Below are 12498 nucleotides of genomic sequence, written 5' to 3'. Positions count from 1 at the left end.
CGTCCCGTGTGGTGGTGGATCCTGATCTGGGCGCTGCTGGTGCTGATCGCGCTGGCCTACCTGGCGACCCGTGCCTGGGGCGTCTGGGGCCAGCTCAAGGAGCTCACCGCCGAGGTCAGCCGCTCGTCCGAGACGGTGGCCGCCCTGCAGGCGCAGACCGACCGGCTCGGTGAGCGACCCCCACCGCCACAGCCCGACATCTTCGGTGACCCCCGCCGGCTGCGCCGGGAACGCGACGACACCCGCGCCTCGTTGAAGCAGCAGCGGCGCGCCCGACTGGCCGCGCGGCGTCCCAGCTGGGCGCGGCACCTAGACTCATAGCAGTGCCGAACCCCCCCGGCACGATCGACATCATGGCCATCCGTGGCCGAAGGGAACTGAGTACCATGCGCGGACTTTTCGAGGGCTGGCACCTCATCATCTTGCTCGTCCTCCTCGTCGTGCTGTTCGGTTTCAAGAGGCTGCCCGATGCCGCGCGGTCGATCGGCCGCTCCATGCGGATCTTCAAGTCCGAGGTGGAGGAGATGAAGCAGGACGGCAAGTCGGCGGCCAGCTCAGACACCGTCAAGGGCGAAACGGTCAAGGACGCCGGGGCGAGCCCCGGCACCGAGGGCACCAACCCGATCCGCGAGGACAACACCCCGCGCACGGACAACAGCTCCGGCGCGTCCTAGACCGCGTCTCTGCCCACCACCATGGCCTTCCGGCGTGCCCGCAACCCTGAGGGGCGGATGTCCCTCGGTGACCACCTTCGGGAGCTGCGTCGACGGTTCCTGATCTCGGCGGTGACCGTCATCGTCGGCTCGGTCGTGGGCTGGATCTACTACGAGTGGGTCTATGACCGGCTCGCAGCGCCGTTCAACGAGTACAAGGACGACAACCCGACCAGCGTCATCAGCCTCAACTTCGGCAACGCGACGGCGGCCTTCTCCCAGCAGCTCAGCCTCTCGATCTTCGTCGGGGTGTTGCTGTCCAGCCCAGTGTGGCTCTACCAGCTCTGGGCCTTCATCGTCCCCGGCCTGACGAAGAAGGAGAAGCGGGTCTCGCTGGCGTTCATCGCCGCGACAGTTCCCCTGTTCCTGGCCGGCTGCGCCCTGGCCTACTACGTGTTGCCGAAGGTGCTCGAGGTCCTGTACGGCTTCACCCCCTCTGGCGCCTCCAACATCCAGCAGGTCAGCGACTACTTCTCGTTCGTCACCCGGTTCATCCTGGCCTTCGGGGGCGCCTTCCTGATGCCGGTGTTCCTCGTGGCCTTGAACGCGATCGGCATCCTTCCGTCTTCGGCGATGATCAAGGCCTGGCGGCCCGCCGTCTTCGGTATCTTCGTGCTCTCGGCGATCGCGACGCCCACGCCGGACGCGTTCACGATGTTCCTGCTGGCTGTCCCGCTCTGCGTTCTCTATGTCGCAGCCATCCTCGTCAGCAAGCTGATCGAGCGTGGCCGCCGCAAGAACCGTCCCGAGTGGACCGACGTCCCGGACGACGAAGCCTCGACGCTGTGAGCAAGTGGGTAGGTCTGGTCGTCAACCCCACCTCGGGGAAGAACCGCGGCATGGCGCTCGGGATCGAGGTCGCCCAGCGGATGAGGGCGGCCGGCCACGACGTGGTCGACCTCTCCGACGAGTCGTATGCCGCCGCGCGGGACCGCGCGCTCGGCGCCATCGCGCAGGGGCTGGACGTGCTCGCCGTCGTGGGCGGTGACGGCATGGTGCACCTGGGGGTCGAGCTCGCGGCCGAGACCAAGACGACGCTGGCGATCATCGCGGCCGGCACCGGCAACGACGTCGCCCGAGGGCTGGGGCTACCGGTGCACGACCCGGTGCGCGCCGCCGACCTCGTGACCACCGGGGCGCCCCGCAGCATCGACGCGGTCCGGCACACCGACGCGCACGGCGAGCGGCACTGGTTCGTCGGGGTGCTGGGGGCCGGCTTCGACTCCCTGGTCAACGAGCGCGCGAACACCTGGCCGTGGCCCAAGGGTCAGATGCGCTACAACCTGGCGATCCTGCGCGAGCTCCCGCTGTTCAAGGCGATCCCGTACGTCATCCGCGTCGACGGCGTGCGCCACGAGACCAGGGCGATGCTCGTCGTGGTGGGCAACGGCCCGAGCTACGGCGGGGGGATGCAGGTGCTCCCGGACGCGAAGTTCGACGACGGACTCGTGGACGTGATGATCCTCCACGAGATCAGCACCGTCGAGTTCCTCAAGGTCTTCCCGAAGGTGTTCAAGGGCGCCCACGTCGGACACCCGGCGGTGGAGATCCTGCGCGGCCACACGGTCACGCTCGAGGCCGCAGGCATCGTCGCCTACGCCGACGGCGAGCGGTTCGCGCCCCTGCCGCTCACCGTCGAGGTGGTCCCCGGCGCGGTGACGGTGCTGGCGCCTGCTGCCACGTAGGCTCGGAGGCATGTCGACGCCTGCTGAGCGATACGCCGCCAACGCCAGCCGGGCGGCATACGAGAAGTCACAGGTGGCGGCCTTCGCGGCCACCGTGGACTTCCCGCTCGACGACTTCCAGGTGCAGGCCTGCCAGGCCGTCGAGGCCGGCCGGGGCGTGCTCGTCGCGGCACCCACCGGAGCCGGCAAGACGATCGTCGGCGAGTTCGCCGTGCACTTGGCCCTCGCCAGCGGCCGCAAGGCGTTCTACACCACCCCGATCAAGGCGCTGTCCAACCAGAAGTTCAACGACCTGGTTCGTCGGCACGGCGCCCAGAACGTCGGCCTGCTCACCGGTGACTCCTCGATCAACGGCGAGGCACCCGTCGTCGTCATGACGACCGAGGTGCTCCGCAACATGATGTATGCCGGGTCCCGCACCTTGCACGGCCTCGGGTTCGTCGTGATGGACGAGGTGCACTACCTCGCCGACCGGTTCCGCGGGGCGGTGTGGGAGGAAGTCATCATCCACCTCCCGCAGGACGTCCAGGTGGTCTCGCTGTCGGCGACGGTGAGCAACGCCGAGGAGTTCGGCGCGTGGCTCGCCGAGGTGCGCGGGGGAGTCGACGTGATCGTCTCGGAGCACCGGCCGGTGCCGCTGTGGCAGCACATGATGGTGTCGCAGTCGATGTACGACCTGTTCGTCGACGAGGCCTCAGCGCCGGTCACCGGGGCCGACGCCACCCGCGTGAACCCCGAGCTCCTGCAGGCGATCCGGCAGAACGAGCAACGCGGCCGTTGGGACGAGGGCTCGCGGCACGGGTCGAGGTCCGACCGGCACAGCCGGGGCGGACGGGGCAAGGCGCCGAGGGGTCCCGGTGGGGGCTACGGCGGCCGCGGGATGGCCCGCACGTCGGGTGGTCGACCCGGTGGGGGAGCGACGCGCTCAGAGGTGGTCCAGCAGCTCGAGCGAGAGGGGTTGCTGCCGGCCATCACCTTCATCTTCAGCCGGGTGGGCTGCGAGGCGGCCGTGGGGCAGCTGCTCCGCGACGGGGTGCGGCTGATCCCCGAGGCCGAGGGCGACCGGATCCGCCGGACCGTCGAGGAGCGGGTGTCGTCGCTGGCCGACGAGGACCTCGGCGTGCTCGGTTACTGGGACTTCGTCGACGGCCTGACCCGGGGCTTCGCGGCGCACCACGCGGGCATGCTCCCGACCTTCCGCGAGATCGTCGAGGAGCTGTTCACCGCAGGACGGATCCGCGCCGTCTTCGCGACCGAGACCCTGGCCCTCGGCATCAACATGCCGGCCCGCACCGTCGTCATCGAGAAGCTGGTGAAGTTCAACGGCGAGACCCACGCCGACATCACCCCGGCCGAGTACACCCAGCTCACCGGTCGCGCCGGTCGCCGGGGCATCGACATCGAGGGCCACGCGCTCGTCCAGTGGAACCGTGGGATGGACCCGCTGGCGGTCGCCGGGCTCGCCTCGACCCGCACCTACCCGTTGCGCTCGTCGTTCCGCCCGACCTACAACATGGCGGTCAACCTGGTCGCCCAGGTGGGGCGGCACACCGCCCGCGAGATCCTCGAGACGTCGTTCGCCCAGTTCCAGGCCGACCGCGCCGTCGTCGGCATGGCCCGCGCCGTGCGCAAGAACGAGGAGGGCCTGGAGGGGTACGCCGAGGGCATGGCCTGTCACCTCGGCGACTTCGCCGAGTATGCCGCTCTCCGTCACGAGATCGCGCGGCTCGAGAAGGACGGTGCCAGGGCGCGCTCGGCCGGCCGCCGGGCCGAGGCCGCGGTGTCCCTGGAGGCGCTGCGGATCGGCGACGTCATCAAGATCCCGGCGGGTCGCCGCGCCGGCTACGCGGTCGTGGTGCAGCCCTCCAAGTCCTACCGCGGCGAGACACCCGCGCCGACCGTCGTGACCGAGGACAAGCAGCTGCTCAAGCTGACCCTCGTCGACGTGCCCACCCCGGTGGAGGCGATCACCACGGTCAAGGTGCCGCCGCACTTCAACGCCAAGAGCCCCAAGGCAAGGCGTGACCTGGCGACGTCGCTGCGGATCGCGGTCCCGCACGACCCGCCCCCCGGACGGTCGGGCCGCTCGGCCGCTGCCGGTCCCGGAGAGGACGAGCGGATCGCCGAGCTGCGCCGCCAGCTCAAGGCCCACCCGTGCCACCAGTGCCCCGACCGCGAGGACCACGCACGGTGGGCCGAACGGTGGTGGCGGCTCAAGCGCGAGACCGTCGGTCTGCAGCGCAAGGTCGAGGGTCGCACCAACTCGGTGGCCAAGACCTTCGACCGGATCTGCCGGCTCCTGGGCGAGATGGGCTACCTCTCGGAGACCGGCGAGGAGGTGACGGAGCAGGGCCAGAACCTGCGTCGCCTCTACACCGAAAAGGACCTGCTGGCCGCCGAGTGCCTGCGGCTCGGGGTCTGGAAGCGGCTCGACCCGGCCGGCCTCGCGTCGGTGGTGTCGGCGCTGATCCACGAGCCGCGGCGCGACGAGACCGACCCCTCACCGCGGATGCCCAACGAGGAGGTCGCCGAGGCGGTCCGTGAGATGAGCCGACTCTGGTCGGTGCTCGAGGACCGCGAGCGCGAGCTCGGCCTGCCGTTGACCGGCGACCCGGACGCCGGCATGGCCTGGATGATGCACCGGTGGGCGAGCGGGCGACAGCTCGAGGAGGTCCTGCGCGGGTCCGACATGGCGGCCGGCGACTTCGTGCGGCGCTGCAAACAGGTCGTCGACCTGCTCGGCCAGATCGGTGATGCTGCACCCGAGCCGACGCTGCGCGCCACCTCGCGCAAGGCGATCGACGCCGTGATGCGCGGCGTCGTGGCCGCCGACCGCCTCGACTGACCCGGGCGCCCCCCACCCCAGCGGCGCTGATCCATGCAAAAGGCGAGTTAGCGCCGCGGGGTGCGGCGCTGATCCATGCAAAAGGCGAGTTAGCGCCGCGGGGTGCGGCGCTGATCCATGCAAAAGGCGAGTTAGCGCCGCGGGGTGCGGCGCTAACTCGCCTTTTGCATGAGATGGCGACGGGGTGACTAGTCGATGCGGAGGGCGGAGAGCACCCGGTTGAACGAGCTGGTCACCCCGAACTCGCTGGCCACCTTGCTCATCAGGACCGGGTCGGCCACCTGCGTGGGCAGCGCCAGGTCCGCCTCGGGCACCGGGGCGTCGCGGGCCACGCGGACGACCGTGGGGGCGACGTCGAGGTAGTCCGACGCGGCCTCGAGGTTGGCCCGCCGAGCACCCTTGATCGCAGGGGCACCCGAGTCCACGGCCTCCCGCAGACCGGCGAGCGAACCGTACTCGGCGATGAGCTGCGCAGCCGTCTTGTCGCCGATGCCCTTCACGCCGGGCAGGCCGTCGCTCGTGTCGCCGCGCAGGACCGACATGTCCAGGTAGGCGTCGCCGTTCTCCACGGCATACCGCTCCCGGAGGTAGTCCTGGGTCGCGAGGTCGGGGTCCCGCACCCCACCCTTCCCGGTGTAGAGGACCCGGACGCCTCGCGCGTCATCGACGAGCTGCAGGAGGTCGCGGTCGCCGGTCACGATGTCGACGTTCATCTCGCCGCCCCACCGGGTGGCGAGGGTGCCGATCACGTCGTCCGCCTCGAACCCGTCCGCGCCGAGCCGCGCGATGCCGAGGGCCGCCAGCGCATCGACGATGACCGGCACCTGGGGGGCCAGGTCGTCCGGGACTTCCTCGGCGACCGTGTCGTCCGACGCCGGATGTGCCTGGTCGGGTGCGCCGCCAGCCGCGGCGGCCGGCGGCGCCTCGGTCACCCGGTGGGCCTTGTAGCTCGGCACCAGGTCGACTCGCCACTGCGGGCGCCAGTCGTTGTCCCAGCACGCGACCAAGTGGGTCGGCTGATGCGTGGTGACCAGCGAGGCGATCATGTCGAGGAAGCCGCGGACGGCGTTCGTGGGCGGCTGGGAGGCGTCGGTGCGCTGGTCGGGGACCCCGAAGTAGGCGCGGAAGTAGAGGGAGGCGCTGTCGAGCAGCATGAGGCGGCCGGTGCCGTCGGGCGAGGTCATGGCCGACATGCTGCCACTGACGGCCCCCAGCGGCCCGGAGCCTCAGTAGGGTGTGGCCGTGGAAGACCTCGACCGACGCATCGTGGAGCTCCTCCGTGCCGACGGTCGGATGAGCTACACCGACCTGGGCAAGGCCATGGGCCTGTCCACCTCGGCCGTGCACCAGCGGGTGCGCCGGCTCGAGGAGCGCGGCGTGCTCAAGGGGTATGCCGCGATCGTGGACTTCACGGCGCTGGACCTGCCCCTCACGGCGTTCATCTCCATCTCACCGCTCGACCCCGCCGCGCCGGACGACATCCCTGACCGGCTCAGGGACATCACCGAGCTCGAGGCGTGCCACTCGGTGGCGGGGGAAGAGAACTACATCCTGAAGGCCAGGGTGCGGACCCCTGGTGACCTCGAGGCCTTGCTGGCCCGCATCCGGGCCGCGGCGAACGTCGCCACCCGGACCACCGTGGTGCTGTCGACCCCCTGGGAGTGAGGCTCAGCCCGCCTGCGGGCCAGCCAGGGCGAGGGCTCGGTCGGCGTCCTCGGTGACCAGCTCAAGGTTGACCCAGGCGGCGACACGCACGCCCGCGCCCGCGGCGTGGATCACCTGGAGCTGAGGATCCGTGACGTTGCCGGCCACGAACACCCCGGCGACGGTGGTCGCCCCGGTGTTGGGCTGGCTGGGAACGTGGGTGCCCAGCGCCAGCTCACCCATCATGAAGTCGACGGTCGGCACGCCCAGCGACTCCAGCACCGTCGACCGCGCCTCGAACCGAGGTCCGACGACGACCGCCTCGCACGGCACCACGGTGGGGCCGCCATCCGACTCGACCACGGCGCCGGTGACCCGTCCGTCCGACGACTGGATCTCGCGCACCGCGCCGGCGACGACCTCGACCCCGATCGCGGTGAGTCGGGCGGCCTCCTCGCCGGTCGGCCCCTCCTGACCGTTCAGGAGCAGGGTGAGGTCGTCGGACCACTGGCTGAACAGCAAGGCCTGGTGCGCCGCCAGGGGGCCGGAGGCGATGACGACCAGCGGTCGCTCCCTGACCTCCCAGCCGTGGCAGTAGGGGCAGTGCACGACCCCGGTGCCCCAGTGCTCGCGCAGTCCCGGAACCTCCGGCAGGACGTCGACCAGCCCGGTGGTCACGATGACCCGCCGCGCGGTGACCGCACTTCCGTCCTCGAGCTGCACCTCGAAACCACCGTCGACCGGTCTGGCACCGGTGGCACCCACGAGCCGGTACCGGCCGCCATACTGCTGCAGCTCGTCGCGACCCACTGCGAGCAGCTCGCGCGGCGAGATGCCGTCGCGGCTCAGGAAACCGTGCACGCCGTGGGCCGGGGCGTTGCGCGGCTCGCCCGTGTCGAGGACGAGGACGTCACGGCGGGCGCGGGCCAAGGTGGTGGCCGCGGCCAGGCCGGCCGCCCCTCCGCCGACGACGATGACGTCATGGTCGTGGGCTACGGCCGCGGAGGGCGACGAGCCAGGGGAGGGCGAGGAGCCAGGGGAGGGCGAGGAGCCAGGGGAGGGCGAGGAGCCAGGGGAGGGGGCCGAGCCTGTGGTCGGGTTGGTGTCCATGCACCCACGGTGCCGAGCCGGGCGGCGAAATGACAAGGTATGTTGCGGAAATGGCAAACGACGAGCTCGCCGGCCTCGGATCACGGCTACGGAGCATCCGGGGGGCCCGGGACCTGACGCTCGCGCAGGTCGCCGAAGACACCGGCCTCTCGGTGAGCACGCTGTCCCGTCTCGAGTCGGGCGGCCGCCGGGCCACCCTCGAGCTGCTGCTGCCGCTGGCCCGGGTCTATGGCGTGACGCTCGACGAGCTCGTCGACGCTCCGGCCACCGGCGACCCCCGAGTGCACGCCAGGCCGATCGAAGCCTACGGCGGCACGATCGTCCCCTTGACCAACCGCACCGGCGGGCAGCGCGCGTTCAAGCAGGTCGTCCGACCGAGCAAGGGCACCGAGGCCACCCCCGGCACCCACGAGGGGTACGAGTGGCTCTACGTCCTCAGTGGGCGGCTGCGCCTGGTGCTCGGCGAGCACGACCTCGTCCTCGGCCCCGGCGAGGTCGCCGAGTTCGACACCCGAGTGCCGCACTGGTTCGGCTGCGCCGACGACAAGCCGGTCGAGCTGCTCAGCATCTTCGGACCCCAGGGGGAGCGGATGCACGTGCGGGCACGACCTCAGCGAGCAATCGACGCCACCTGAGCCCTGGTCGCCGTCAGCAGGTCGGCGGGGGACAGCGAGAGGTCGAGCCCGCGGCGTCCGCCGGAGACGTAGACGCGGTCGAACTCGAGGGCCGAGGAGTCGACGACCGTGCGCAGCGTCTTGCGCTGGCCGATGGGGGAGATGCCGCCCACGACGTAGCCGGTCGAGCGTTCCGCCTCAGCGGGCTGGGCCATCGCGACCTTCTTCAGACCCAGCGCGGCGGCGATGGCCTTCAGGTCGAGCTGCCGGTCGACCGGGACAACGCCCACGCAGAGGCCGGAGTCGCCGGCGACGAGCAGCGTCTTGAAGACCTGCGCCGGCGGCACGGACAAGGCCGCGGCGGCCTCCAGTCCGTAGGAAGCCGCCGCGGGGTCGTGGTCGTAGGGGTGCAGCTCGAAGGCCAGCCCGAGTCGGGTCAGGGCCGTCGTGGCCGGAGTGCCAGCGGCCAAGCTCAGCGCTTCTCGACGCGCTTGACCAGAGCCCACGCTGCGGGAAGCACTCCTGCCGCGGCGGCGATCTTGACGGCGTCACCGATGAGGAACGGGGTCATGCCGGCCTTCAGCCCGGCCGACAGGTCCAGGCCGGTCACGTTCATCAGCCAGGCGACGCCCACGGCGTAGATGACCAGGTTGCCGAGCACCATCGTGACCACGGTCTTGGCCACCGTGCGGTCACCACCGCGCTGGGCCAGCCAGCCGACGAGGGTGGCCGCGACGACGTAGCCGATGATGTAGCCGAACGTGGCGCCGCCCCAGCCCTCCCTGTGGCCCGCGAACCAGTTGACCCCGAGCCCACCGGCCACGAGGTAGGTGCCGACGCTCAGGAGGGCACGGACGCCACCGAGCGAGGCCCCGGTCAGCAGGACGGCGAAGGTGCCGAGGGTCAGGGGGACAGGCGTACCCGGCAGCGGGACGCTCCACTGGGCCAGCAGGCCGATGAACCCGGCACCTGCGGCGACGAGGGCCAGGTCGCGGACCCGGGCGCCGACCGACGCGGGGATACCGGCGACGGCGGGGACGTAGTCGGCGAGGACACGCTTGCGGGGGATGGCGATAGCAGTCACGGGAGCAACCTAGCGAAACCCGGCGACGCGGCATACGCACGTCTCACGTCGACCTCGTCACACCAGGCAACCGCCACACCGATGACGGGCGGTGGAGGACCCCTGTCCCAACCACCGCCCGTCTCGCCCCGGCTCAGACCTGAAAGCTCAGACCAGCGAAGCCTCGCGGCTCGCGGCCGCGCGCTCGACGGCAACCGCGTGGGCGGCCTCGTGGTCGCCCTCGTCGCGCCACCACTGCTGACCTGCCTCGGGCAGCGTGTAGATCGGGTCGTAGTAGACGTAGTCGCGCGACAGTGCGTCGGTGTCCGCACCCTCGATGGAGGTGCGGTAGTTCTTGCGCCAGAACGACATCCCGCGCTCGGTGTCGTAGCTGTCGACCTGGTGCACCCAGCGCTTGCCGACGAACGGCACGTCGCAGACGATGCGCGGGGTCGCGAACCCGGGCAGGTAGCCCATCATCGAGTGCTGCAGGTGCTGCGCCTCGGCCAGCGACAGCCGCCAGTGCTCGGAGAACGGGATCATGTCGCACATGTAGAAGTAGTAGGGCGTGATCATCGCGTCGTCCTGGAGCGCGAAGCACAGGTCGAGCAGCTGCTCGGTCGTGTCGTTGACGCCGCGCATGAGCACACCCTGGTTGCGCACGTCGCGGACCCCGGCCTCGAGCATCGCCTTCGCCGCGTCGGCCACGAGCGGGGTCACGGACTGGGCGTTGTTGACGTGCGTGTGGATCGCGATCGAGACGCCGCGGGAGCGGGCCTTCGCGGAGACGCGGGCCACGCCCTCGACGACGTCGGGCTGCAGCCAGTGCTGGGGCAGGCCCATCAGCGCCTTGGTGGCGAGCCGGATGTCGCGGATGTTGTCGACGTCGAGGAGCTTGTCGAGGAAGCCCTCGAGGTTCTTCCAGGGCATGTTCGCGACGTCACCACCGGACACCACCACGTCGCGGACCTGCGGGGTGCGCTGCAGGTAGTCGAGCATCGCGGCATAGCGGTCGACGGGCTTGCCGGTGAGCTTGAGCTTGTCGATCACGGCCGTCGAGTTGCCGACGAGGTCCATGCGGGTGCAGTGGCCGCAGTACTGCGGACAGGTCGGCAGCATCTCCGCCAGCACCTTGGTGGGGTAGCGGTGGGTCAGTCCCTCGACGGCCCACATGTCGTGCTCGTGCAGGCTGTCGCGGGTGGCGTGCGGGTGGGACGGCCAGTCGGTGCGCCGGTCGGAGAAGACCGGGAGCATGTAGCGGCGGATGGGGTCGGCGTAGAAGGCCCGGGTGAACTCCGCCCCGGCAGCCGGCATGGTGCCGTCGGCCCAGGTCATCTCGCTGACCATGGTGTTCATCATCTGCGGAGGCACGAGCATCGACATCGTGGCCCGCTCGGCCTGGTCGCGCTCGAGGTCGGCGTAGAAGGCCTCGGTGAGCAGGTCGCCCATCAGCTCGCGCAGCTGCTTGAGGTTCTTGACGCAGTGGGCGCGCTGCCACTGGGCGCTGGCCCAGTCCGCGGCCGTGACGTCACGCCAGCCCGGGAAACGGGTCCAGTCGGGCTCCACCAGCTCGCGGTGCCGGTAGACGTAGGGCTGCTCGATCGCGGTGCTCATGCATGGCAGGATACGGGACAGGTTCCGATGAAATCGACCAATGGCCGTAACTCTTGCGGCGTGTGTCGCTGTTGATGGGAGATTCTGTGGCTGCGACGAACGAACGTCGGCCCACGCCGTCCTCGCCGGTGGGTCTGCACCGCGTGCTCGAACCAGCCGGAGCGAGCCTGCCGCAGGCAGCGGCGCGGCTGGACGCCTCGCCGCAGCTGTGGCCGGACGAGGTGCGGATCTCCCTCGACACGCTCAACCTCGATGCCGCCTCGTTCCGCCAGCTCACCGAGAAGCACTCCGGGGACGGTGCGGCGGTCCGACGCGAGGTGCTCGACATCGTCGCCGACCGCGGCAAGATGCAGAACCCCGTGACCGGGTCGGGCGGCATGCTGATCGGCACGGTCGACGAGGTCGGCCCCGAGTCGACTCTTGGCCTGTCCGTGGGGGACCGGGTCGCCACCCTCGTGTCCCTGTCGCTCACCCCGCTGGTCATCACCGATGAGCTGGCCGGCTGGGACGGCCGCTCCGAGCGGGTCCCGGCCGAGGGCCACGCCATCCTCTTCGGTCGGTCCATCGCGGCCCAGCTCCCTGACGACCTCGACCCCGCCCTGGCCCTGATGGTCATGGACGTGTGCGGCGCCCCGGCGCTGGTCGCCCGCGTCGTCGGCGAGTATGTCGAGCGCGGGCTCGCGCCGACCGTGGCCGTCCTGGGCGGGGCCGGGAAGTCCGGCTCGCTGTCGCTCGCCGCCGCAGCCGACGCCGGCGCACGGCGGCGCATCGCGGTCGTGCCCTTCCAGCGCGAGGCCGACCTGCTCTCCGGGACCGGTCTGGCCGACGAGGTCGTCATCGCCGACGCCCGTAGCCCGCTCGGCCTCTCCGAGGCGGTCGCCGCCGCAGGCGGTCCCGCCGACGTCACCGTCGTGTGCGTGGACGTGCCCGGGTGCGAGCAGCCGGCCATCCTCTCGACCGCCCAGGGCGGCACCATCATCTTCTTCTCGATGGCCACCCACTTCGCCGCGGCCGCCCTCGGGGCCGAGGGTGTGGCCGCCGATGTGCGCATGCTCGTGGGCAACGGCTACGTCCCGGGCCACGCGGCATACGCACTCGACCTGATCCGCCGGGACGCTGCGGTGCGCGGCCTCTTCGAGGGCCGGCTGGAGGATTAGCGGGACAGGGGACCAAGGTCCCCTGTCGTCCAGGGGCCGACCGTGGTCTGGTG

General features: G+C 70.9%; 13 protein-coding genes. 8 read left to right on the top strand and 5 right to left on the bottom strand.

All coding sequences use genetic code 11. From position 1 onward, the window contains the following. Window positions 1–6 precede the first annotated feature (6 nt). Genes BLQ34_RS05120 through BLQ34_RS05100 form a run of 5 tightly spaced genes read left to right on the top strand, consistent with a single transcriptional unit; the run spans window position 7 to window position 5243 of the window. Entirely contained in the window at window positions 7–321 is a 315-nt protein-coding gene (locus BLQ34_RS05120; RefSeq protein ID WP_091782393.1) for a hypothetical protein, read from the top strand. 2 nt (window positions 322–323) lie between these two features. Next, on the top strand, window positions 324–674 hold the full coding sequence (gene tatA / locus BLQ34_RS05115; RefSeq protein WP_407946389.1) for a Sec-independent protein translocase subunit TatA: 351 nt from the start codon (window positions 324–326) through the stop codon (window positions 672–674). A 21-nt stretch (window positions 675–695) separates the two neighbouring features. Further along, window positions 696–1502, top strand: a complete 807-nt coding sequence (gene tatC, locus BLQ34_RS05110; RefSeq protein WP_231961453.1) for a twin-arginine translocase subunit TatC — start codon at window positions 696–698, stop codon at window positions 1500–1502. Next, complete coding sequence (locus BLQ34_RS05105; protein WP_091782384.1) at window positions 1499–2398, top strand: diacylglycerol/lipid kinase family protein; 900 nt, start codon at window positions 1499–1501, stop codon at window positions 2396–2398. The genes tatC and BLQ34_RS05105 overlap by 4 nt, the downstream gene beginning before the upstream one ends. A gap of 10 nt (window positions 2399–2408) precedes the next feature. Beyond that, window positions 2409–5243, top strand: a complete 2835-nt coding sequence (locus BLQ34_RS05100) for a DEAD/DEAH box helicase (RefSeq protein ID WP_091782382.1) — start codon at window positions 2409–2411, stop codon at window positions 5241–5243. A gap of 188 nt (window positions 5244–5431) precedes the next feature. Here the strand turns inward: BLQ34_RS05100 and BLQ34_RS05095 are convergent, their stop codons facing one another. Then, window positions 5432–6427: a 5'-3' exonuclease gene (locus BLQ34_RS05095; protein WP_091782379.1), complete on the bottom strand. Its 996-nt coding sequence runs from the start codon at window positions 6425–6427 to the stop codon at window positions 5432–5434. A 58-nt stretch (window positions 6428–6485) separates the two neighbouring features. Here BLQ34_RS05095 and BLQ34_RS05090 point away from each other — a divergent pair, with 58 nt between their 5' ends. Further along, window positions 6486–6908: an Lrp/AsnC family transcriptional regulator gene (locus BLQ34_RS05090; protein ID WP_091789324.1), complete on the top strand. Its 423-nt coding sequence runs from the start codon at window positions 6486–6488 to the stop codon at window positions 6906–6908. Between the two features lie 3 nt (window positions 6909–6911). Here the strand turns inward: BLQ34_RS05090 and BLQ34_RS05085 are convergent, their stop codons facing one another. Beyond that, window positions 6912–7997 (bottom strand): NAD(P)/FAD-dependent oxidoreductase, encoded by a 1086-nt coding sequence (locus tag BLQ34_RS05085; protein WP_091782376.1) that lies wholly within the window; start codon window positions 7995–7997, stop codon window positions 6912–6914. Between the two features lie 50 nt (window positions 7998–8047). Here BLQ34_RS05085 and BLQ34_RS05080 point away from each other — a divergent pair, with 50 nt between their 5' ends. After that, window positions 8048–8632, top strand: a complete 585-nt coding sequence (locus BLQ34_RS05080; protein ID WP_091782373.1) for a helix-turn-helix domain-containing protein — start codon at window positions 8048–8050, stop codon at window positions 8630–8632. Here the strand turns inward: BLQ34_RS05080 and ybaK are convergent. From ybaK to BLQ34_RS05065, 3 genes are all read right to left on the bottom strand, one after another. After that, entirely contained in the window at window positions 8608–9081 is a 474-nt protein-coding gene (gene ybaK / locus BLQ34_RS05075; RefSeq protein WP_231961452.1) for a Cys-tRNA(Pro) deacylase, read from the bottom strand. The two genes, BLQ34_RS05080 and ybaK, sit on opposite strands and share 25 nt — an antisense overlap. A gap of 2 nt (window positions 9082–9083) precedes the next feature. Further along, window positions 9084–9695: a biotin transporter BioY gene (locus tag BLQ34_RS05070; RefSeq protein WP_091782367.1), complete on the bottom strand. Its 612-nt coding sequence runs from the start codon at window positions 9693–9695 to the stop codon at window positions 9084–9086. Window positions 9696–9842: 147 nt separating this feature from the next. Next, window positions 9843–11288 carry a KamA family radical SAM protein gene (locus BLQ34_RS05065; protein WP_091782364.1) on the bottom strand — a complete coding sequence of 482 codons (1446 nt, stop codon included), beginning with the start codon at window positions 11286–11288 and terminating at the stop codon, window positions 9843–9845. An 86-nt stretch (window positions 11289–11374) separates the two neighbouring features. Between BLQ34_RS05065 and kdd the strand changes: the two genes are divergently transcribed. Next, the gene (gene kdd, locus BLQ34_RS05060; protein WP_231961451.1) at window positions 11375–12445 is read left to right on the top strand and encodes an L-erythro-3,5-diaminohexanoate dehydrogenase; all 1071 of its coding nucleotides are present in this window, start codon (window positions 11375–11377) and stop codon (window positions 12443–12445) included. The last annotated feature ends 53 nt before the right edge of the window (window positions 12446–12498 follow it).

Source organism: Pedococcus dokdonensis (assembly GCF_900104525.1).
Classification (GTDB): Bacteria; Actinomycetota; Actinomycetes; order Actinomycetales; family Dermatophilaceae; genus Pedococcus; species Pedococcus dokdonensis.
Note: the sequence above shows the minus strand (reverse complement) of the source record. Positions and strands in the feature narration are given on the sequence as shown.